At 53.7% G+C, this 15788-nt stretch carries 14 protein-coding genes; 11 read left to right on the top strand and 3 right to left on the bottom strand.

Annotated elements, in window-relative coordinates; genetic code table 11:
- Positions 1–15 precede the first annotated feature (15 nt).
- From ACLD72_RS08525 to ACLD72_RS08510, 4 genes are read left to right on the top strand one after another with little or no spacing between them, the layout of a single operon-like run.
- On the top strand, positions 16–696 hold the full coding sequence (locus ACLD72_RS08525) for a GDSL-type esterase/lipase family protein (RefSeq protein ID WP_410999104.1): 681 nt from the start codon (positions 16–18) through the stop codon (positions 694–696).
- 54 nt (positions 697–750) lie between these two features.
- On the top strand, positions 751–2157 hold the full coding sequence (locus ACLD72_RS08520; RefSeq protein ID WP_410999102.1) for an MBOAT family O-acyltransferase: 1407 nt from the start codon (positions 751–753) through the stop codon (positions 2155–2157).
- A 23-nt stretch (positions 2158–2180) separates the two neighbouring features.
- Positions 2181–3320, top strand: a complete 1140-nt coding sequence (locus ACLD72_RS08515) for a DHHW family protein (protein WP_410999100.1) — start codon at positions 2181–2183, stop codon at positions 3318–3320.
- Entirely contained in the window at positions 3317–3820 is a 504-nt protein-coding gene (locus tag ACLD72_RS08510; protein ID WP_410999098.1) for a DUF4358 domain-containing protein, read from the top strand. Before ACLD72_RS08515 ends, ACLD72_RS08510 begins: the two co-directional genes overlap by 4 nt.
- 304 nt (positions 3821–4124) lie before the next feature.
- Here ACLD72_RS08510 and ACLD72_RS08505 read toward each other — a convergent pair whose 3' ends face one another.
- Both ACLD72_RS08505 and ACLD72_RS08500 read right to left on the bottom strand, forming a co-directional pair.
- Entirely contained in the window at positions 4125–4895 is a 771-nt protein-coding gene (locus ACLD72_RS08505) for an HAD family hydrolase (protein WP_410999096.1), read from the bottom strand.
- 48 nt (positions 4896–4943) lie between these two features.
- Positions 4944–5861 carry an ArsR family transcriptional regulator gene (locus tag ACLD72_RS08500; RefSeq protein ID WP_410999094.1) on the bottom strand — a complete coding sequence of 306 codons (918 nt, stop codon included), beginning with the start codon at positions 5859–5861 and terminating at the stop codon, positions 4944–4946.
- Positions 5862–6068: 207 nt separating this feature from the next.
- On the opposite strand from ACLD72_RS08500, the gene ACLD72_RS08495 reads away from it, so the two are divergent.
- The 5 genes from ACLD72_RS08495 to ACLD72_RS08475 are packed head-to-tail and all read left to right on the top strand — an operon-like array spanning position 6069 to position 10894.
- The gene (locus ACLD72_RS08495; RefSeq protein WP_410999092.1) at positions 6069–6803 is read left to right on the top strand and encodes a phosphonate ABC transporter ATP-binding protein; all 735 of its coding nucleotides are present in this window, start codon (positions 6069–6071) and stop codon (positions 6801–6803) included.
- Between the two features lie 16 nt (positions 6804–6819).
- Complete coding sequence (locus ACLD72_RS08490) at positions 6820–8082, top strand: hypothetical protein (protein WP_458475708.1); 1263 nt, start codon at positions 6820–6822, stop codon at positions 8080–8082.
- A 32-nt stretch (positions 8083–8114) separates the two neighbouring features.
- Positions 8115–8813 carry a response regulator transcription factor gene (locus tag ACLD72_RS08485; protein WP_251595045.1) on the top strand — a complete coding sequence of 233 codons (699 nt, stop codon included), beginning with the start codon at positions 8115–8117 and terminating at the stop codon, positions 8811–8813.
- Positions 8810–10327 carry a sensor histidine kinase gene (locus ACLD72_RS08480; RefSeq protein ID WP_410999088.1) on the top strand — a complete coding sequence of 506 codons (1518 nt, stop codon included), beginning with the start codon at positions 8810–8812 and terminating at the stop codon, positions 10325–10327. Before ACLD72_RS08485 ends, ACLD72_RS08480 begins: the two co-directional genes overlap by 4 nt.
- Positions 10328–10348: 21 nt before the next feature.
- Positions 10349–10894: a GNAT family N-acetyltransferase gene (locus ACLD72_RS08475; protein WP_410999086.1), complete on the top strand. Its 546-nt coding sequence runs from the start codon at positions 10349–10351 to the stop codon at positions 10892–10894.
- 124 nt (positions 10895–11018) lie between these two features.
- On the opposite strand, the gene ACLD72_RS08470 is transcribed toward ACLD72_RS08475, so the two are convergent.
- A complete protein-coding gene (locus ACLD72_RS08470; RefSeq protein ID WP_410999084.1) occupies positions 11019–12236 on the bottom strand; it encodes a glucose-1-phosphate adenylyltransferase in 1218 nt (405 codons plus the stop codon).
- A gap of 180 nt (positions 12237–12416) precedes the next feature.
- Between ACLD72_RS08470 and glgB the strand changes: the two genes are divergently transcribed.
- Together glgB and glgA are read left to right on the top strand one after the other, a co-directional pair.
- The gene (glgB, locus tag ACLD72_RS08465) at positions 12417–14345 is read left to right on the top strand and encodes a 1,4-alpha-glucan branching protein GlgB (RefSeq protein WP_410999210.1); all 1929 of its coding nucleotides are present in this window, start codon (positions 12417–12419) and stop codon (positions 14343–14345) included.
- Complete coding sequence (glgA, locus tag ACLD72_RS08460) at positions 14342–15778, top strand: glycogen synthase GlgA (protein WP_410999082.1); 1437 nt, start codon at positions 14342–14344, stop codon at positions 15776–15778. Before glgB ends, glgA begins: the two co-directional genes overlap by 4 nt.
- Positions 15779–15788: the final 10 nt, after the last annotated feature.

Genomic DNA, 15788 nt, shown 5'->3' with positions numbered 1-15788 from the left:
GGAATGTGAACGAAAATGAGAAAGATGCTCTGTATTTTGTTGGCCGGGATCGCTTTAATATCGCTTGCGGCGTGCGGACAACAAGAAGGAGAGCCAAACCCGGCTTCCGGCAATCCGGCTTTAGCCGGACAGGCGCAAGGGGAGGTTTCCGCGGATGTAACGCAAGCCACGCTCGCTTCGCGGTTTCAAAGCAGCGTATTTCTGGGGGATTCCATCACGGAAGGCTTGTCGTACCATGACGTGCTGGATGAAGAAAACGTGCTGGCCGGGGCGGGAAAAACGGCGGAATTCGCGATGAAGGATCTCGACGAACTGATGCGGAGAAATCCCGAGCATATTTTTATCCAACTGGGTTCGGATGACATCCTCTGGCCGACGGATAACCCGCAGGAATACGCGGTCAAGCATTACACCGCCTTGATCGAAGCGATCAAAAATAAGCTTCCGCAGGCCGACATTACGGTGTTGGCGGTAACTCCCGTTACGGATGAGGCGCGGGAGAAAGAGCCCCGCTACCAAAGCATCTCCGATTTTAATGAGAAACTGAAAGAGATGGCCGCCAAGGAGCAGACCGCGTTTGTCGATTTGACCCCGATCCTCGCGGATCATCCGGAGCTGTACGATACGGACGGCATTCACTTTAAGCAGGGGTTCTATACGCTGATGCTGGACGCTTTGAAGGGCCGAGTGGAGTGACGGCGGCCATGTACTTCCATCCCCGCCGATCCAGTGAGGCAGGGGGGATAAGCGTTGGTATTTAGCAGTCTGATCTTCCTGTTTTATTTTTTGCCGGCTACGATATTTATCTACTATTTGTCGCCCCAACGGTTTCGAAACGGTGTCCTGCTCGCGGCAAGCCTGGTGTTTTACGCTTGGGGGGAGCCGTTATATATTTTCATTATGATCTTTTCGACCGTGTTCGACTATGCCAATGGCTTGCTGATCGAGAAGTACCGGGAGCGCAAAGCGCTCGCCCGGACGATCTTTATCGGCTCCATTGCAGGCAATTTAGGGCTGTTGTGCTTTTTCAAATACGCCGGATTTGCCATCGACAACTTGAACCGGTTGTTGCATCTAGGATTGCCTGCGGCCGATCTTCCGCTGCCGGTGGGCATCTCCTTCTATACGTTCCAAACGATGTCTTATGTCATCGACGTCTATCGCGGCAAAGTGCCTGTGCAGCGCAGTCCGATCGCTTTCGGCGCTTACGTGGCAATGTTTCCGCAGCTAGTGGCCGGTCCGATCGTCAAATACGGCGACATCGCCCGGCAATTAGTTTCCCGCTGCATGACGCTTGGCCGGTTTGGCGCGGGAGCGGAGTTGTTTATCCGCGGCCTCGCCAAAAAAGTGCTGCTGGCCAACAATATCGGCCTGCTGTGGACGAATGTCAAAGCGGCGCCGCCGGGGGAGCTGAGCGTGCTTTCCGCCTGGCTCGGGATTACGGCGTTTGCCCTGCAAATTTACTTCGATTTCAGCGGATATTCCGATATGGCCCGCGGTCTCGGCAAAATGTTCGGGTTTGAATTTATGAAAAACTTCAATTATCCGTATATATCCCGGAGCATCACGGAATTTTGGCGCAGATGGCATATTTCCCTGGGCTCCTGGTTTCGGGAGTATGTCTACATTCCGCTCGGCGGCAACCGGCAAGGCCTGCCCAAGCAGCTGCGCAACCTGCTCGCGGTGTGGTTTTTAACCGGATTGTGGCATGGAGCGAGCTGGAATTTTATCGTCTGGGGTCTTTATTTCGGTTTATTGGTCACGCTTGAAAAGCTGTTTTTGCTGAAAATGCTTCGCCGGCAGTCGCGTTTTGCCGGGCACGTCTATACGCTGGCGGCCGTTATCATCGGCTGGGTGTTTTTCGAATACGAAAACCTGGGGACCGCCGCCGATTTCATCGGAACGATGTTCGGGTTGGGCGCGCGTGGCCTTGCCGGTCGGCAGGCGCTTTACGATCTGTCCGCCTATTCCGGCTGGCTGATCCTGCTCATGTTATGCGCAACGCCGTTACCGCGCCTTCTGCTGCTGCGTTTCCGGAGAAGACGAGCGCGAGTGGGGGCTGCCGCGGCTTTGGGTACGCACCTGCTGCTGCTGTTTTTATCCACGGTGTATTTGGTCAGTGAAACCTATAATCCGTTTTTATATTTTCGTTTTTAGTGTCAGGAAGGGAGGCGGCGAAATTGGAATGGTATAAAAAAGCCATGGCTGTTCTGCTGCTGGCATTTATATGCGCCTTGCCGGCCCTGGAGATTCTAACGCCGGACCGCGAATTCTCCGCAGCGGAAAACCGGATGCTCGAACCAAGGCCCAATCTCTCGCTGCAGCATTTGGCGTCAGGGAAGTTTATGGCTAATTACGAGAAATACGTGTCCGACCAGTTTCCTTTCCGGGATTTCTGGGTTGGCGCGAAATCCGATACGGCCCGGGCGATGGGGCAAAAGGAAAATGGCAGGGTTTACCTGGGCAAAGACGGTTACCTGATTCAGCGGTTCTCTCCGCCGGCGGAAGGGGAGGTGGAGGAGAACGCGGAGGCGATCCGTACGTTTATTTCCGCGGCGCCGGGCCTGCAAACCTACGTAATGCTGGCGCCTACCTCCATAACACTGAACGAGGACAAGCTTCCGGCATTCGCTCCGGCCGGCAGCGAGCTTGCCTTTTTGGACAAAATGCGGAATGCGCTCGGCCGCTTCGCGCGCTTTGTCGACGTCTATCCGGCGCTGTACGCCAAACGCCATGAGTATCTTTACTACAAGACGGATCACCACTGGACGACCTTGGGCGCTTATTACGCATACCGGGAGTTATGCAGGCAAATGGGGATGCCCCCCCAAGAAGCGGAAGATTTCGAGATCCGGCAGGCTGCGGATGATTTCTACGGATCGCTGTATTCGCAGAGCGGCTTCAGGCATTTACGGCCGGATCAAATCGCTCTTTGGCTGCCAAAGGAGAAAGAGAACGAAACAGTTGAATATGTCGACGAAGAGCAGACTACGAATTCTCTGTATGCGCTGGAGAACTTAAGCAAGAAGGACAAATATGCAGTCTTTTTGAACGGCAACCATGCGCTGGTAAAAATCACGTCGCCGGCTCATCCGGCGGGAAAAAAGCTGCTGGTCGTAAAGGACTCGTATGCCAACAGTCTGATTTCTTTTTTGACGGGGCATTTCAGCGAGATTTATGTTGTGGACCTGCGGTATTATGACGGCGATTTGCTTGCTTTAATACGGAAGCGGGAAATTCATGACATGCTGGTGCTTTATAATATCAATACGTTTTTTGCGGATCCGTCCATCAAGAACTTATCGGAGATGATAAAATGAATAAATATTTGCAGAGAACAAAATCGTTCGTGTTCGGTTCCGCTCTGCTGGCGCTTATCGTCATGACCGGCATTTTGGCGGGGTGCGCCGAAAGGGAAAAGGGAACCGGGAACCTGACGGCGGCCGATGTGGGCGAGCGAATCCGCCAGTCGGCTAACTTGGAGAACATGAAGCAAGGAGATGCCGAGAAGCTGCAAAAGCTGTATCATATCTCCAGCGAAGACATCGCGGATTTTGTGCTCTACACGGCGTCATCGAATGTGAGAGCGGACGAATTGCTGGTCATCCGGCTTAAGGATGAAGCTCAGGCGGACCGCGTCATGGCGAAAATCGCGGAAAGAATTGCCGCGCAATCCGCCAAATTCAAGGACTATCGTCCGGATCAATATTACCTGCTCGAAAAGCATGTGCTTAAGACGAAAGGCCTGTTCATCCTTTTTGCTGTCTCGGCTGAGGCGGATCAAATGGAGCGGGTTTTTGACGCGGTGACTGACGCCTGAGGACAACAAGGCAAAGGAGAGTGATATTCCTTGCTCTGCCAGAAATAACGGTAAAAAAGGGTCTTATTTGGGGAACTACGCGACTATAGGAAAAATAAGGGGCTTTTGGGGCCTTATTTTGAGGTGGAGGCGGAAATTGCATGGAATTTTACTGCTCCCAAGGGAAATAAGCACATTTTGTTCTTCTATTTTATCGAAAAAACACAATGTCACCCCAATAAGGCCCCAAATTACCTTTATTTCGTGGGTGTTCAGGAACCCGGTGGTGGGTGAGACGCGTTTCTGAACAACAAAACGGACCTTGTTATAGGGTCCGTTTTTGCCGTTTCATCTGATGGATGTGATCAAAAATGATCCGCGGCACTTCCTCGAGCGAGGACACCGTATGCATGTCCGAATTGATCTCCTGCTGCAGCTCAACGATGTTATACAGCCATTCATTTGGAATTTTGATGTAAACGGCGTTGATTCCGGCGGATAGGGCGGGCATCACATCGGTGCGCAGACTGTTCCCGATCATCCAGGTGCTGGTCCGGTCGAAACCGCGCGAGCGCAAAATTTCCTCCAGCGCTTCCGCGTTTTTGTGTTGGCGGATATAGATGCGGTCTTCAAAAAACTCGGCCAGCTTCATCTGGTCGATCTTCCGCTGTTGAATCGCGGCCTCGCCCCCGGTATATAACAAGAGTTCATGCCCCTGGCTGCGGAGCAGATTCAGCGTTTCGACCATGCCGGGATAAGGCTCGACCGGATATTCGTATACGCTGAGCCCCATCCGCAACAGCCGCTGTTCTTCTTCCGGCAACGCCTTGCGGTCATAGATGCGGCAAAAATAGCGGTACGTTTCGACGAGCGACTCCGGAAAATGGGAGCTGGCAAAGCCGATTTGATGCACGCCGGCCACATCGATTTCAATCTGCTTGTCGCGGATTTCCGCGGCGGTGACTGGACTATCGTTAAACCAATCGGCGAGAAGTTCGGCAAATTGCTCCAGGATCAAATCGAAATATTTATTGCAATAAATCAAAGTATCGTCAAGATCAAAAAAAAGGTGCTGACGCTTGGTCCGCGTGTTCACAGCAGGTCACTCCTTTATCCAATCAAACTCTCTCTGCTGCCGCCTGCATTACAAACGGATATAAGACTCCAGGAAAATCTGCAGCTCGGCGGCGCCGTCCGGGCGGATGCTGAACTTTTCGTTATCCTGATCGACCAGATGGATGCGCAGCAGTCCGGCCACCCGAAGCCGCATGAGGTCATGCATCAAATCCTCTTTGCTTTCGTTCAAGTCATGCAGCATTTCGTAGATCGATTTCGGTTCGTCCGCCACATAGCGGAGAAGCCGCAGCCGCTCGGGCTTGGCGAGCGCCCGGGTCAGACGCTTCAGTACGACCGGCGGCTCATCCTCGTCCACTTCCGGGATGTCCAGCGGGTATTGAATAAACAGGACATCGCGGTAGAAGACGTATGTATTGATCGGCCGGAAATGCGTCGACGGCGTCAGAACCACTTGGGAAACCGGCTTTTGCGGCTCCAGCACAAGACCGCCGGAAGCGTATTCGATCAGCGCGTCGGTATCCATTTTTTGGAGCAGCGCGTTTTTCTCCGCCGCGTCTTCTTCCAAGAGAGGGAGCAACTGTGGCTGCACGTCGTGAAAATACACCTGATGCCACGTTTTTAACAAAGGGATGTAATTGTCGCGAATCCGCACGATTGTCTCACAAGTCACATCGGGAATATAGGATTTTGTTTTCTGCCATAGCGCATTTGCATCAGCTTCGGCCAACTCGTTCAAAAAGACGGGAACCTCATCCGTCGTCCCGCGTTCCAAAATCCAAACAAACAATACGTCGTAATCGGAAAAAGGGAATCCGGCGGCTTCCGCGAACTGTTGTCTGACCTCCGGATTGAAGCGGTTCTGAATCTCCTCGATCCATTCCGCGCCGACATCGAGATTGTTCACCCATTTTCGCGTCGTATATATCATGAAGCTGCTGAGCAGTTCGTAGACCAGAGAGTAATCTACCTTCACATCATATGCCATGACAAGATACCTCCCAGAAATCTTTGCATACAAATTCATTATGGCTTGTTTAACGGGGGATTGTCTACTATAAATCATCAATTATTATTGGCGATTTTTCTTTTGTTTACAAATATTAAGATGCTGTAATGGATTTTCGCTGGCTTTTCCAATACACTTAGGGGTAGAGAATAAGCTAATGGCACTGTTCAAAAGGAGAATCGGACAATGATCAGAGTGAACCACTTGCACAAATCGGTGGATGGGAATAAGAAAAAAGTGCTTCGCGACATTACCGTCCAGTTTGAAGCCGGGGAAATGATCGGCGTGGTGGGGTCCAGCGGCAGCGGCAAAAGCACCCTGCTGCGCTGCCTGGCGCTGCGGGAACGCTGGAACCGCGGGGACTATACGTGGGACGGCGACCAGGTCATAAGCGGCGGAGGCAGCGGCACGCAGAAGTACCGCTCCAAATGCGCATACCTGGAGCAAAACCCTGCGCTGTTTCCCGAGAAAACGGCGCTTAAAAACGTCCTGATCGGACAAGCCGGGCAAACGCCGCTGCTGCGCCGCCTGACCGGCATGGTGCGCTCGGACGATTATATGGGCGCGATGGACGAGCTGGAGAAGTTCGGCCTGCTGGACAAAGCCCATGTGAAAGCCGGCAAACTGAGCGGCGGGGAACGCCAGCGCGTGGCCATCTGCCGGGCGCTTGTGCACGGCGCCGGTTTTATCGCGGCGGACGAGCCGGTGGTCGGGCTGGATCCGAAGTCGGCCGAGCGCGTATTGGACACGCTGAAGGGGCTTTGCAAAGAGCAGGACAAAATCGTCGTGGCGGCGCTGCCGCTGGACTTGGCCGAACGCTTCTGCACCCGTATATGGGGCATTCGCGATGGAGAGCTTAAAATCGACGTTTCCGGAAGAAGGCTTCTGCCGGATGAGAAAAGGTTGATCGATTTGGCATGAAAAGAGTGATATGATGTTGGCAAAACGATGGAGCACTGTTCTCGCGGGATTTTTTTTGCTTATAGTTTTGAGCGGCTGCAGTTTTATCAGCGACCCAAAATCGCTTATGGAAACGCCGCAGTTGTCTTCGGATAAGGCGTCCCTGATCAGCGTCATCAAATCGGAGCTGAAAGGGGGAGAAATCATCTCGCCCCGGGACGTCCGCAACAGCAGCTCGATCCGCACCCCCGACCTGAACAATGACGGAGTCAAGGAGGCGGTGGTGTTCTACCAGACGCCGGATGAAGCCGTGCGGATTCACGGCATGATCCTGGATCGCGAGGGGGATACCTGGGCGCTGAAGGCCCGCTTCGACGGTGAAGGTCAGGTATTGGAGACGTTTGACATCCTGGATTTGAACGGGGACGGGAACCTGGAGATTATCGCCGGTTTTTCCAGAGGGGGAGATGGCGATGAACAGCAAAAGGGATTAACCGTTTATTCCTATAAAAATGGAAGCGTTGAGAAAATGATGGCTTTGCCTTACGACTATTTCATGGTTGACGATCTCAATCAGGACGGTCAACCGGATATTACGGTGGTGAGTCTGAAGCGCGAGCAGTTCGCCACGGTGACGACTTACCAGTATGCGGACGGGTCCTTTCAGCAGCTCAGCCAGTTGGAGCTGAACGATCCGGTCAGTGAATACTACAACGCGGTGAGCGGAAATATTACACCGAAACTCAAGGGGATTATTCTCGACGCGTCCGTGGGGACCCATTCGGCCTTTTCCACCATCATCGTGATGAAGGACGGCCAGCTCGTGAACCTGCTTCCGTCGCAGGATATGACGCTGAAGGGGTATCCGATTATGAGCGGAGACGTGAATAACGACGGCGTGCTGGAAGTCGGCATGCTCGAGAAGCCGAAGGGCTGGGAGTACATCTCTTTTGATGAAATCCCCTGGCTGTTTACCTATTATCAATGGGATGAAAAAGACGGTCTGAAATCCGTGATGCAGCAGTATATGGATATGGCCGGCCGCTTTTATTTCAACTTCCCGAAGGAATGGCGCGGCAATGTGACGATCGACACCAAATCGGATAAAAACGAGCATCTCTGGTTTATCAAAACCGATACGAACGAGGTCGTGGCGGAAATTCGTTTCTTTACGCTTTCCGAATGGGAGAAGAACAAAGCGGATTGGCAGTACCTGGCGCAGGATACCGACAGAGTGATCGGCTTCCTCAGCCATACGGATTTGAAATTGAATAAAGGCGAGACGGAAATCAAACGTTAAGCCGTTTTCGGATAGAGAGGGAGGGCATATCATTGAGCAAGGTATTGATTTTGGAAGATGAAGAATCGATTCGCAGCTTTATCGTCATTAATTTGAAGCGGAACGGTTTCGAGGTGCTGGAAGCGGCGGAAGGCCACGAAGCGCTGAGCAAGCTGCAGAGCGTGCCGGATATCGACATCGCGCTGCTCGACGTCATGGTTCCGGGCATCGACGGGTTTGAAGTATGCCGCCGGATCCGCGAAACCAACGAACGGATCGGGATCATTTTCCTGACCGCCAAAGTGCAGGAGCAGGACAAAGTTTACGCCTTGTCCGTCGGGGCCGACGATCACGTCAGCAAACCGTTCAGCCCCACCGAACTGATCGCGCGGATCCATTCGCTGCTGCGCCGGGTTAACGTGTACCGGGAGAGCAGCGCCAAAGTCATGTTTACGTCGGGGCCGTTCACGCTGGACCTGATTTCCAAGCAATTTAAGAAAAACGGGCAACTGATCGAGCTGACGCCAACGGAATTTTCGCTCATTCAATATTTTCTTGAGAAGGAGAACATGCCGCTAAGCCGGGATGCCCTGCTTGACCACGTCTGGGGCAAGGAATACATGGGCGATCCGAAAATCGTGGATGTGAACATCCGCAGACTGCGGCAAAAAATCGAGAACAATCCGTCAGAACCGGCTTTCCTGCAGACCGTGTGGGGGCACGGTTATAAGTGGAAAGGCGAGGGACAATGATCAAGAAAGGGATCGGACGGCAGATCGTTCTGCATTATTTTATCGTCGTATTCGTGACCCTGTTCATGGTGGAGATTATTTTCACGCTGGCCATTAGAACGTATTATTACGATACGATTTATAATCATATGTACACCCATTCCATATGGGCATCGGACTTTTTCCAGAAATTCGTGCGCTTGAACTCCGAACGCGATCCGGATTATTTTACCGAGATGCTGCGTACTTTCGAGCTGGACAATACGGAATTGATGATTTTGGACCGGAACGGTGAAGTCAAAGCGAGCACGAATGCCTTCCAGGCCGACAAAGCGGTTCAAACGGGCGATGTTCCGCAAGCGCTGGCCGGCGGCGTGGGGAAATGGGTCGGCCGGCTGCCAAGCACCGGCGAGCTGGTGATGGCGGTCTCGCGTCCGCTGCAGATTCAGGGCCAGACACAGTATGTTGCCCGGTTCGTTACCTCGCTGGAGCGGGTTAATTCCAAACTGCTTAACCTGACTTTTCTCTCCATCGGGGTATCGGCCGCCGTGCTTGCGCTTGTAACGTTGTTCAGCATCGGTCTCGCCAACTCGATAGTTAAGCCCATTAACAATATTCGCGATGTGTCCGGGCAAATGGCCCGGGGGAAATTCGACGCGCGGATCAGGGGCAATTACAAATACGAGTTGGGCGAACTCGCGGCAACGCTCAATTATATGGCGGAAGAAATCGTGCGCAGCAATCAGATCAAGGATGAGTTCATTTCTTCGATCTCGCATGAGCTTAGGACCCCTCTGACCGGCATTAAAGGGTGGAGCGAGACGCTTACGTCCGGGGGGTTCGATCCGGAGGAAACGAAGCTCGGCATGGGAATCATCGCCAAGGAGACCAACCGGTTAATCGGGCTCGTCGAGGAAATTCTCGACTTCTCCAAGCTGCAGCAAAATGAAATGAAGCTGGTCATTGGACAGGTCAATTTGAAAGAGCTGATTCAGGAAACGATGCTGAATGTGTGGGCCAAAGCGGAGCAGAAGCAAATCCAGCTGAAGCTGGAGGAACGCACCGAGCGGCCCGTCATCGTCAGCGGAGACGGCAACCGCTTGAAGCAAGTTTTCCTGAATGTCGTTGACAATGCGATCAAATTTTCCCATGAACAGAGCTGGATTCAACTGGTGATCAGTCTGAAAGAGGACGACCGGGCGATGGTGGAAGTGGTCGATACCGGGATCGGCATCAGCGAGGAGTATTTGCACAAAGTGAAGGACCGCTTCTTCCAGGTCAACCACCAGGGAGGCGGGACCGGGCTTGGCCTGGCCATCAGCCAGCAGATCGTGGAGCTGCACCAGGGAGAGATGGAGATACACAGCGAGCTCGGCGTCGGTACGACCGTGGTAGTGACGCTTCCTGTCGCGGAAGACGCGGAGTTGCCTGACGCTTCTGATGCTTCGGATACAGCCGCAAGTGAAGACGGCTCGTCCTCCAATGACGACGAGGGCACGCCTCACTCTGCCGCAGGTCATAAAGATCAAGTTTAATCGAAAGAGAGAGTAATCGGAATGGTTGACATACTGGATACGTTAAACACACGGGCCGGTGAATTCGCCGTCACACTTGCGTCGCCGGCCGATTTGGAAACGGTGCGGTTAATGCTCGTCGAGGCGGCGAACTGGATGCAAACCGGCGGCGTCAAGCAGTGGGCCCCCGAGCAGTTTACTCCGGACTTGATTCGCTCTTACTATGATGAACGGGAAATATATCTGTTAATCAGGGAAGGGGAGCCGGCAGCCATGTTTACGCTGCAGGATTCGGATCCCGATTATTGGGGGGCACTGAACATCCCCGGATACAGTTACTTGCACCGGCTCACGGTCCGACAGTCTTGCCGCGGTCAGGGGCTTGGCGGTGAAATGCTGCATTGGGCGGCCAAACGCTCTAAGGCTTTGGGACGCGCTGGACTACGTCTCGATTGCTGGAACCAAAACGTGAAGCTGAACCGGCTGTATCAGGAGCTCGGCTTTCGCCTACAGGGTTCGGGGCGGAAGGATGGTGGCCGCGAATTTAATTTGTATCAGTTGGATCAGGCAATTTACGATCATGCTTAAGCCTACCCGCTGAATCAAGGGAACAAAACCTTAGCCTGAAAAGGGGCATCCCCGCAAGCTCACTTCCGTGATCTCTGCGGAGACAGCCCCTTTTTTGCATGACTCACTTACTTTCAAAAGCCCATCAGGACAGCAAGCCTTCCGCCCGCAGCCGGGCCGTATTTTCGTAAACCTCCTGCAGCAGCCTGGATGGCTGGGGGAGCACAACGGGCTTCGCCGATACGGTTTCAAAAGGCCCGATCACCGCGATTTCCGGCGAATTTCCCTTGACGACCGCACCATCCTTGATCATGGCGCCTTCGCCGATAATTGCTCGTTCAATCATCACGTTTCGTCCGATTTTGACGCCAGGCATAATGACGCTGTCCTTAATTTTGGTATTCCGTCCGATTTCCGTGCCTCCGAAAATGACCGAACGTTCGGCGTAGCCTTCCAGTTCGCAGCCATCGTGGATTAATGTTCCGAGCGGATTCCCCCGTTTTTTTGCCGGAACAGGGCTTCCCGGCAGTTCTCTCGTGTACATCGGCCAGTTTGCGTTATGGAGCTTCCAATCCGAGTTTTCCTCCAGCAAATCCATATGAGCTTCCCACAAGCTGTGAACGGTCCCCACATCCCGCCAGTAGCCCTGAAATTCGTAAGCGTGCAGCGGATCGGCACCGGCGAGCATTTTCGGAATCAGATCCTTTCCGAAGTCATGGCTGGAAACGGCATCTTCAGCATCCTCCAGCAGATGCCGCTTCAAGAATTCCCAGTTAAACAAATAAATGCCCATCGAGGCCAGGTTGCTTGCCGGCTGCTTCGGCTTCTCGGCGAATTCGGTAATGCGGTGCCGTTCGTCCTTGGACATGATGCCAAAGCGGTGCGCTTCTTCCCAAGGAACCGTCATGACGGAAATGGTGGCCTTGGCCCCATGGCTTAAATGAAAATCCAGCATTTGGCGGTAGTCCATATGGTAAATATGATCCCCCGAGAGAATAAGGACATGTTCCGGACCATACCCATCCACGAACGCGATGTTCTTATAAATGGCGTCCGCCGTTCCCGCATATTCCGCTGTTCCGGCTTTGGAGGACGGAAGCAGGGAAATTCCGCCGCCACCTGACCGCGGGAGCATCCAGGGTCCGCCTTCCCCGATATGCTCGTGCAGCGATTCGGCTTCGTATTGGGTCAGTACCCCGATCGTATCGATGCCTGAATTGACGCAATTGCTGAGAGGAAAATCGATAATTCGATAATGCCCGCCAAACGGCACGGCCGGTTTTGCCTGCTTGGCGGTTAATGGGGATAATCTTCGTCCTTCCCCTCCCGCGAGCAGCATCGCAATACAGTTCTTTTTCCTCATTTCGTTTCCCTCCCGTATGTTTTTGACCGTGTAGTACATACATTAAAGGATATAATGTAGATGAAATAAATTATGGAAATAGAAAGAAAATATTACATGAATTTCGGGAAAAACTCATTATTTTTCTTTCTCGGGAGTATATCTGGTTTCGTCCGCAAAATGTTGAATGGTGGTGATGATATGCCTGAACCGTTCTGGCGTGAGGCCGTTTCAAAAACCGATGTGTATCTGTTCCATGAGGGCACCCTGTACCAAAGTTATCGTACGTTTGGCGCTCATCTCACCGAAGAGAACGGCCGGTCCGGGGTTCGTTTTACCGTGTGGGCTCCCAATGCATGCCAAGTCGCCATCGTTTCGGATTGGAACGGATGGAAAGGAGACCGCGATGTACTATATAAGATACCCGATTCGGGAATTTGGACTCGTTTTTTTCCGGGAATCGCGGATGGAACATTTTACAAATTGGCGATAACGACGGCGGACGGCGAGACGTTTCTTAAGGCGGACCCTTACGCGTTTCATGCGGAAGTCCGGCCCCGTACGGCTTCCGTCGTCACTAGTCTGGACGGGTATGCTTGGCGCGATGCGTCATGGATGAAGAGCCGAACCCCTCCTTACCAAACACCGGTCAGCATTTACGAGGTCCATTTCGGAACATGGCGGCAAGGGGATGAGGAACGGTTTTACACCTACCGGGAAATGGCCGACCTCCTGATTCCGTACGTTAAGGAAATGGGGTATACCCATATAGAGATTATGCCGCTCGCCGAGCATCCATACGATTTATCGTGGGGGTATCAGGCGACGGGTTATTTTGCCCCGACCAGCCGCTACGGGAAACCGCAGGATTTGATGTACTTTGTGGATCGCTGCCACCAGGCGGGCATCGGTGTCTTGCTTGACTGGGTGCCGGGGCATTTTGCCAAGGACGCGCACGGCCTGCGGCGGTTTGACGGAACACCCCAGTTTGAATACAGCGATCCCGCCATAGCGGAAAAACCGGGATGGGGGACGCTCAGTTTCGATTTCGGCAAGCCGGAGGTGCGGTCGTTTTTGATCTCAAACGCGCTGTATTGGCTGGAGATGTATCATTTTGACGGGCTGAGGGTAGACGCGGTCACTAGCATGATCAGGCTCGATTTTGAGAACAACGATGCCCCGTGCAACGAGCACGGCGGCGTGGAAAATCTGGAGGCGATCGCGTTTTTGCGGCAGCTGAATTCAGTCGTATTCCATTATTTCCCGCACGTGCTAATGATGGCCGAAGAGTCCAGCGCCTGGCCTATGGTAACGGCTCCCGCTCATGACGGAGGGCTCGGCTTCAACTATAAATGGAACATGGGCTGGATGAACGATACGCTGGATTACGTCGAGACACCATTTACGGACCGCCCCGGGCGCCATCATCTGCTGACGTTTCCGGTGTGGTACGCCTACTCCGAAAATTTCGCGCTGCCATTGTCACATGACGAGGTCGTGCACGGGAAAAAATCGCTGCTGGACAAAATGCCGGGCACTTATGAGCAAAAATTTGCCGGACTTCGCCTGCTGCTTGGGTATCAGTTCACTTTTCCAGGGAAAAAACTGATATTTATGGGCGGTGAATTCGGCCAGTTCATCGAATGGCGGGATCAAGCCGAGCTCGACTGGTTTCTGCTCGATTACGAAGCCCATCGCCAGATGCGCGGTTACAGCTCCGCCCTTAACCGGTTTTATTTGCGGGAACCGGCGTTGTGGCAGCTTGATCACGAACCGGAAGGGTATCAATGGATTAACCCGCATGATGCCGGGCAAAGCGTCATAGGTTATATGCGCAGAGGCAAACGAAAAGAGGAGCAACTGATCGTATTGCTTAATTTTCAGCCGGCGGAGCGGCCCGTGTACCGTGTCGGCGTACCGCTGCCGGGACGATACGAACTCGTGTTCAACAGCGATGACGCCGGCTTCGGCGGCCTAGGTTATCCGCTGAACCTGATGGCGGCCAGCGAACGGTCGCCTTGGCATGAACAGCCTTACAGTTTAGTCCTTTCGCTGCCTCCGCTCAGCATGACCGTGTGGAAGCGTAAAATTAAAGTTTCGCCCAAACCGAAAAGGAGGGGAAGACGTTGAACATATGTTTTGCCGCCGCGGAAGTGGCCCCTTTTATGAAAACGGGAGGTCTGGCCGACGTGATTGGAGCGCTGCCGAAAGCTTTAACCGCCGCCGGGCATGATGTGCGGGTCGTGCTGCCGAAATATCGGGAGATCCCTGGGGAATATACGCAGCGGATGAAGCATCTCGGAGCGGCGACCGTGCCCGTCGGCTGGCGCCGCCAGTACGGAGGGGTGGAAGCGCTGAATTGGGAAGGTGTGCCCGTTTATTTTATCGACAACGAATATTACTTTGGCCGGGAAGGCGTATACGGCCATTGGGACGATGGCGAGCGCTTCGCCTTTTTGAACCGGGCGGTGCTGGAAATTCTGCCGCTGATCGGATTTGCCCCCGACATCATTCACTGCCATGACTGGCACACGGCGATGGTGCCGCTGCTGCTGCGGGAACATTATCAAGACAGTCTGTTCCATAAAGGCATTCGCACGGTATACACCATCCATAATTTGCTGTACCAGGGGATATTTCCGCCGGAGGTGCTTGGCGATTTACTTGACCTGCCGCAGTCCTACCTGCATGCGGACGCCGTGGAATACTACGGCAACGTCAGCTTTATGAAGGCCGGGCTCGTGTTCGCCGATCATGTGACGACGGTCAGCCCGACCTATGCCGAAGAGATTAAAACGGAGCATTACGGCTACGGCATGGACGGTCTGCTGCGGTCGCTAGGGAGCCGGCTGACCGGTATCGTGAACGGGATCGACACGAGCGTCTACAATCCCGAAACCGATCTTGAGCTGTTCGCCCGTTACCGCAACAACCTGTCGCAAAAGCAGGCCAACAAGCCCGTGCTCCAACAGGAGCTTGGCCTGAACGTGGCGCCGCATATTCCCCTCGTCTCGATGGTGACCCGGCTGGTGGAACCGAAGGGACTCGATCTCATCTTGCGGATTTTGGATGAATGGCTGGAAGAGGATGAGGTTCAGTTTGCCCTGCTGGGCACAGGGGATAAAGGATACGAGGATTGGTTCCGGGAAGCCGTACATAGGCATCCCGGAAAAATCTCCGCGCAGATTAAGTTCAGCGACGCGCTGGCGCGCCGCATTTATGCCGGCAGCGACCTGTTTCTCATGCCTTCGCGGTTTGAGCCCTGCGGCATCAGCCAGCTTCTCGCGCTTAGGTACGGGGCCGTGCCCGTGGTGCGGGAAACGGGCGGGTTAAACGATACGGTGCGGGCCTATAACGAATTCACCGGCGAAGGCAATGGGTTTACGTTCCGCAACTACAACGCGCACGATCTGCTGTATACGCTGCGCAGGGCGGTCCGGTTTTACCGCGACCCGAAGCGCTGGAGCCAAATCACGGCGAATGCGTTCGCGGGGGATTACAGCTGGAGCGCTTCGGCCGCCCGGTATGCCGATATTTATCGGCAGATAAAGGCGAATGATTAAGCCGGCTGCT

Source organism: Paenibacillus lacisediminis (assembly GCF_046567315.2).
This window is presented reverse-complemented; position numbering and strand designations above follow the sequence as displayed.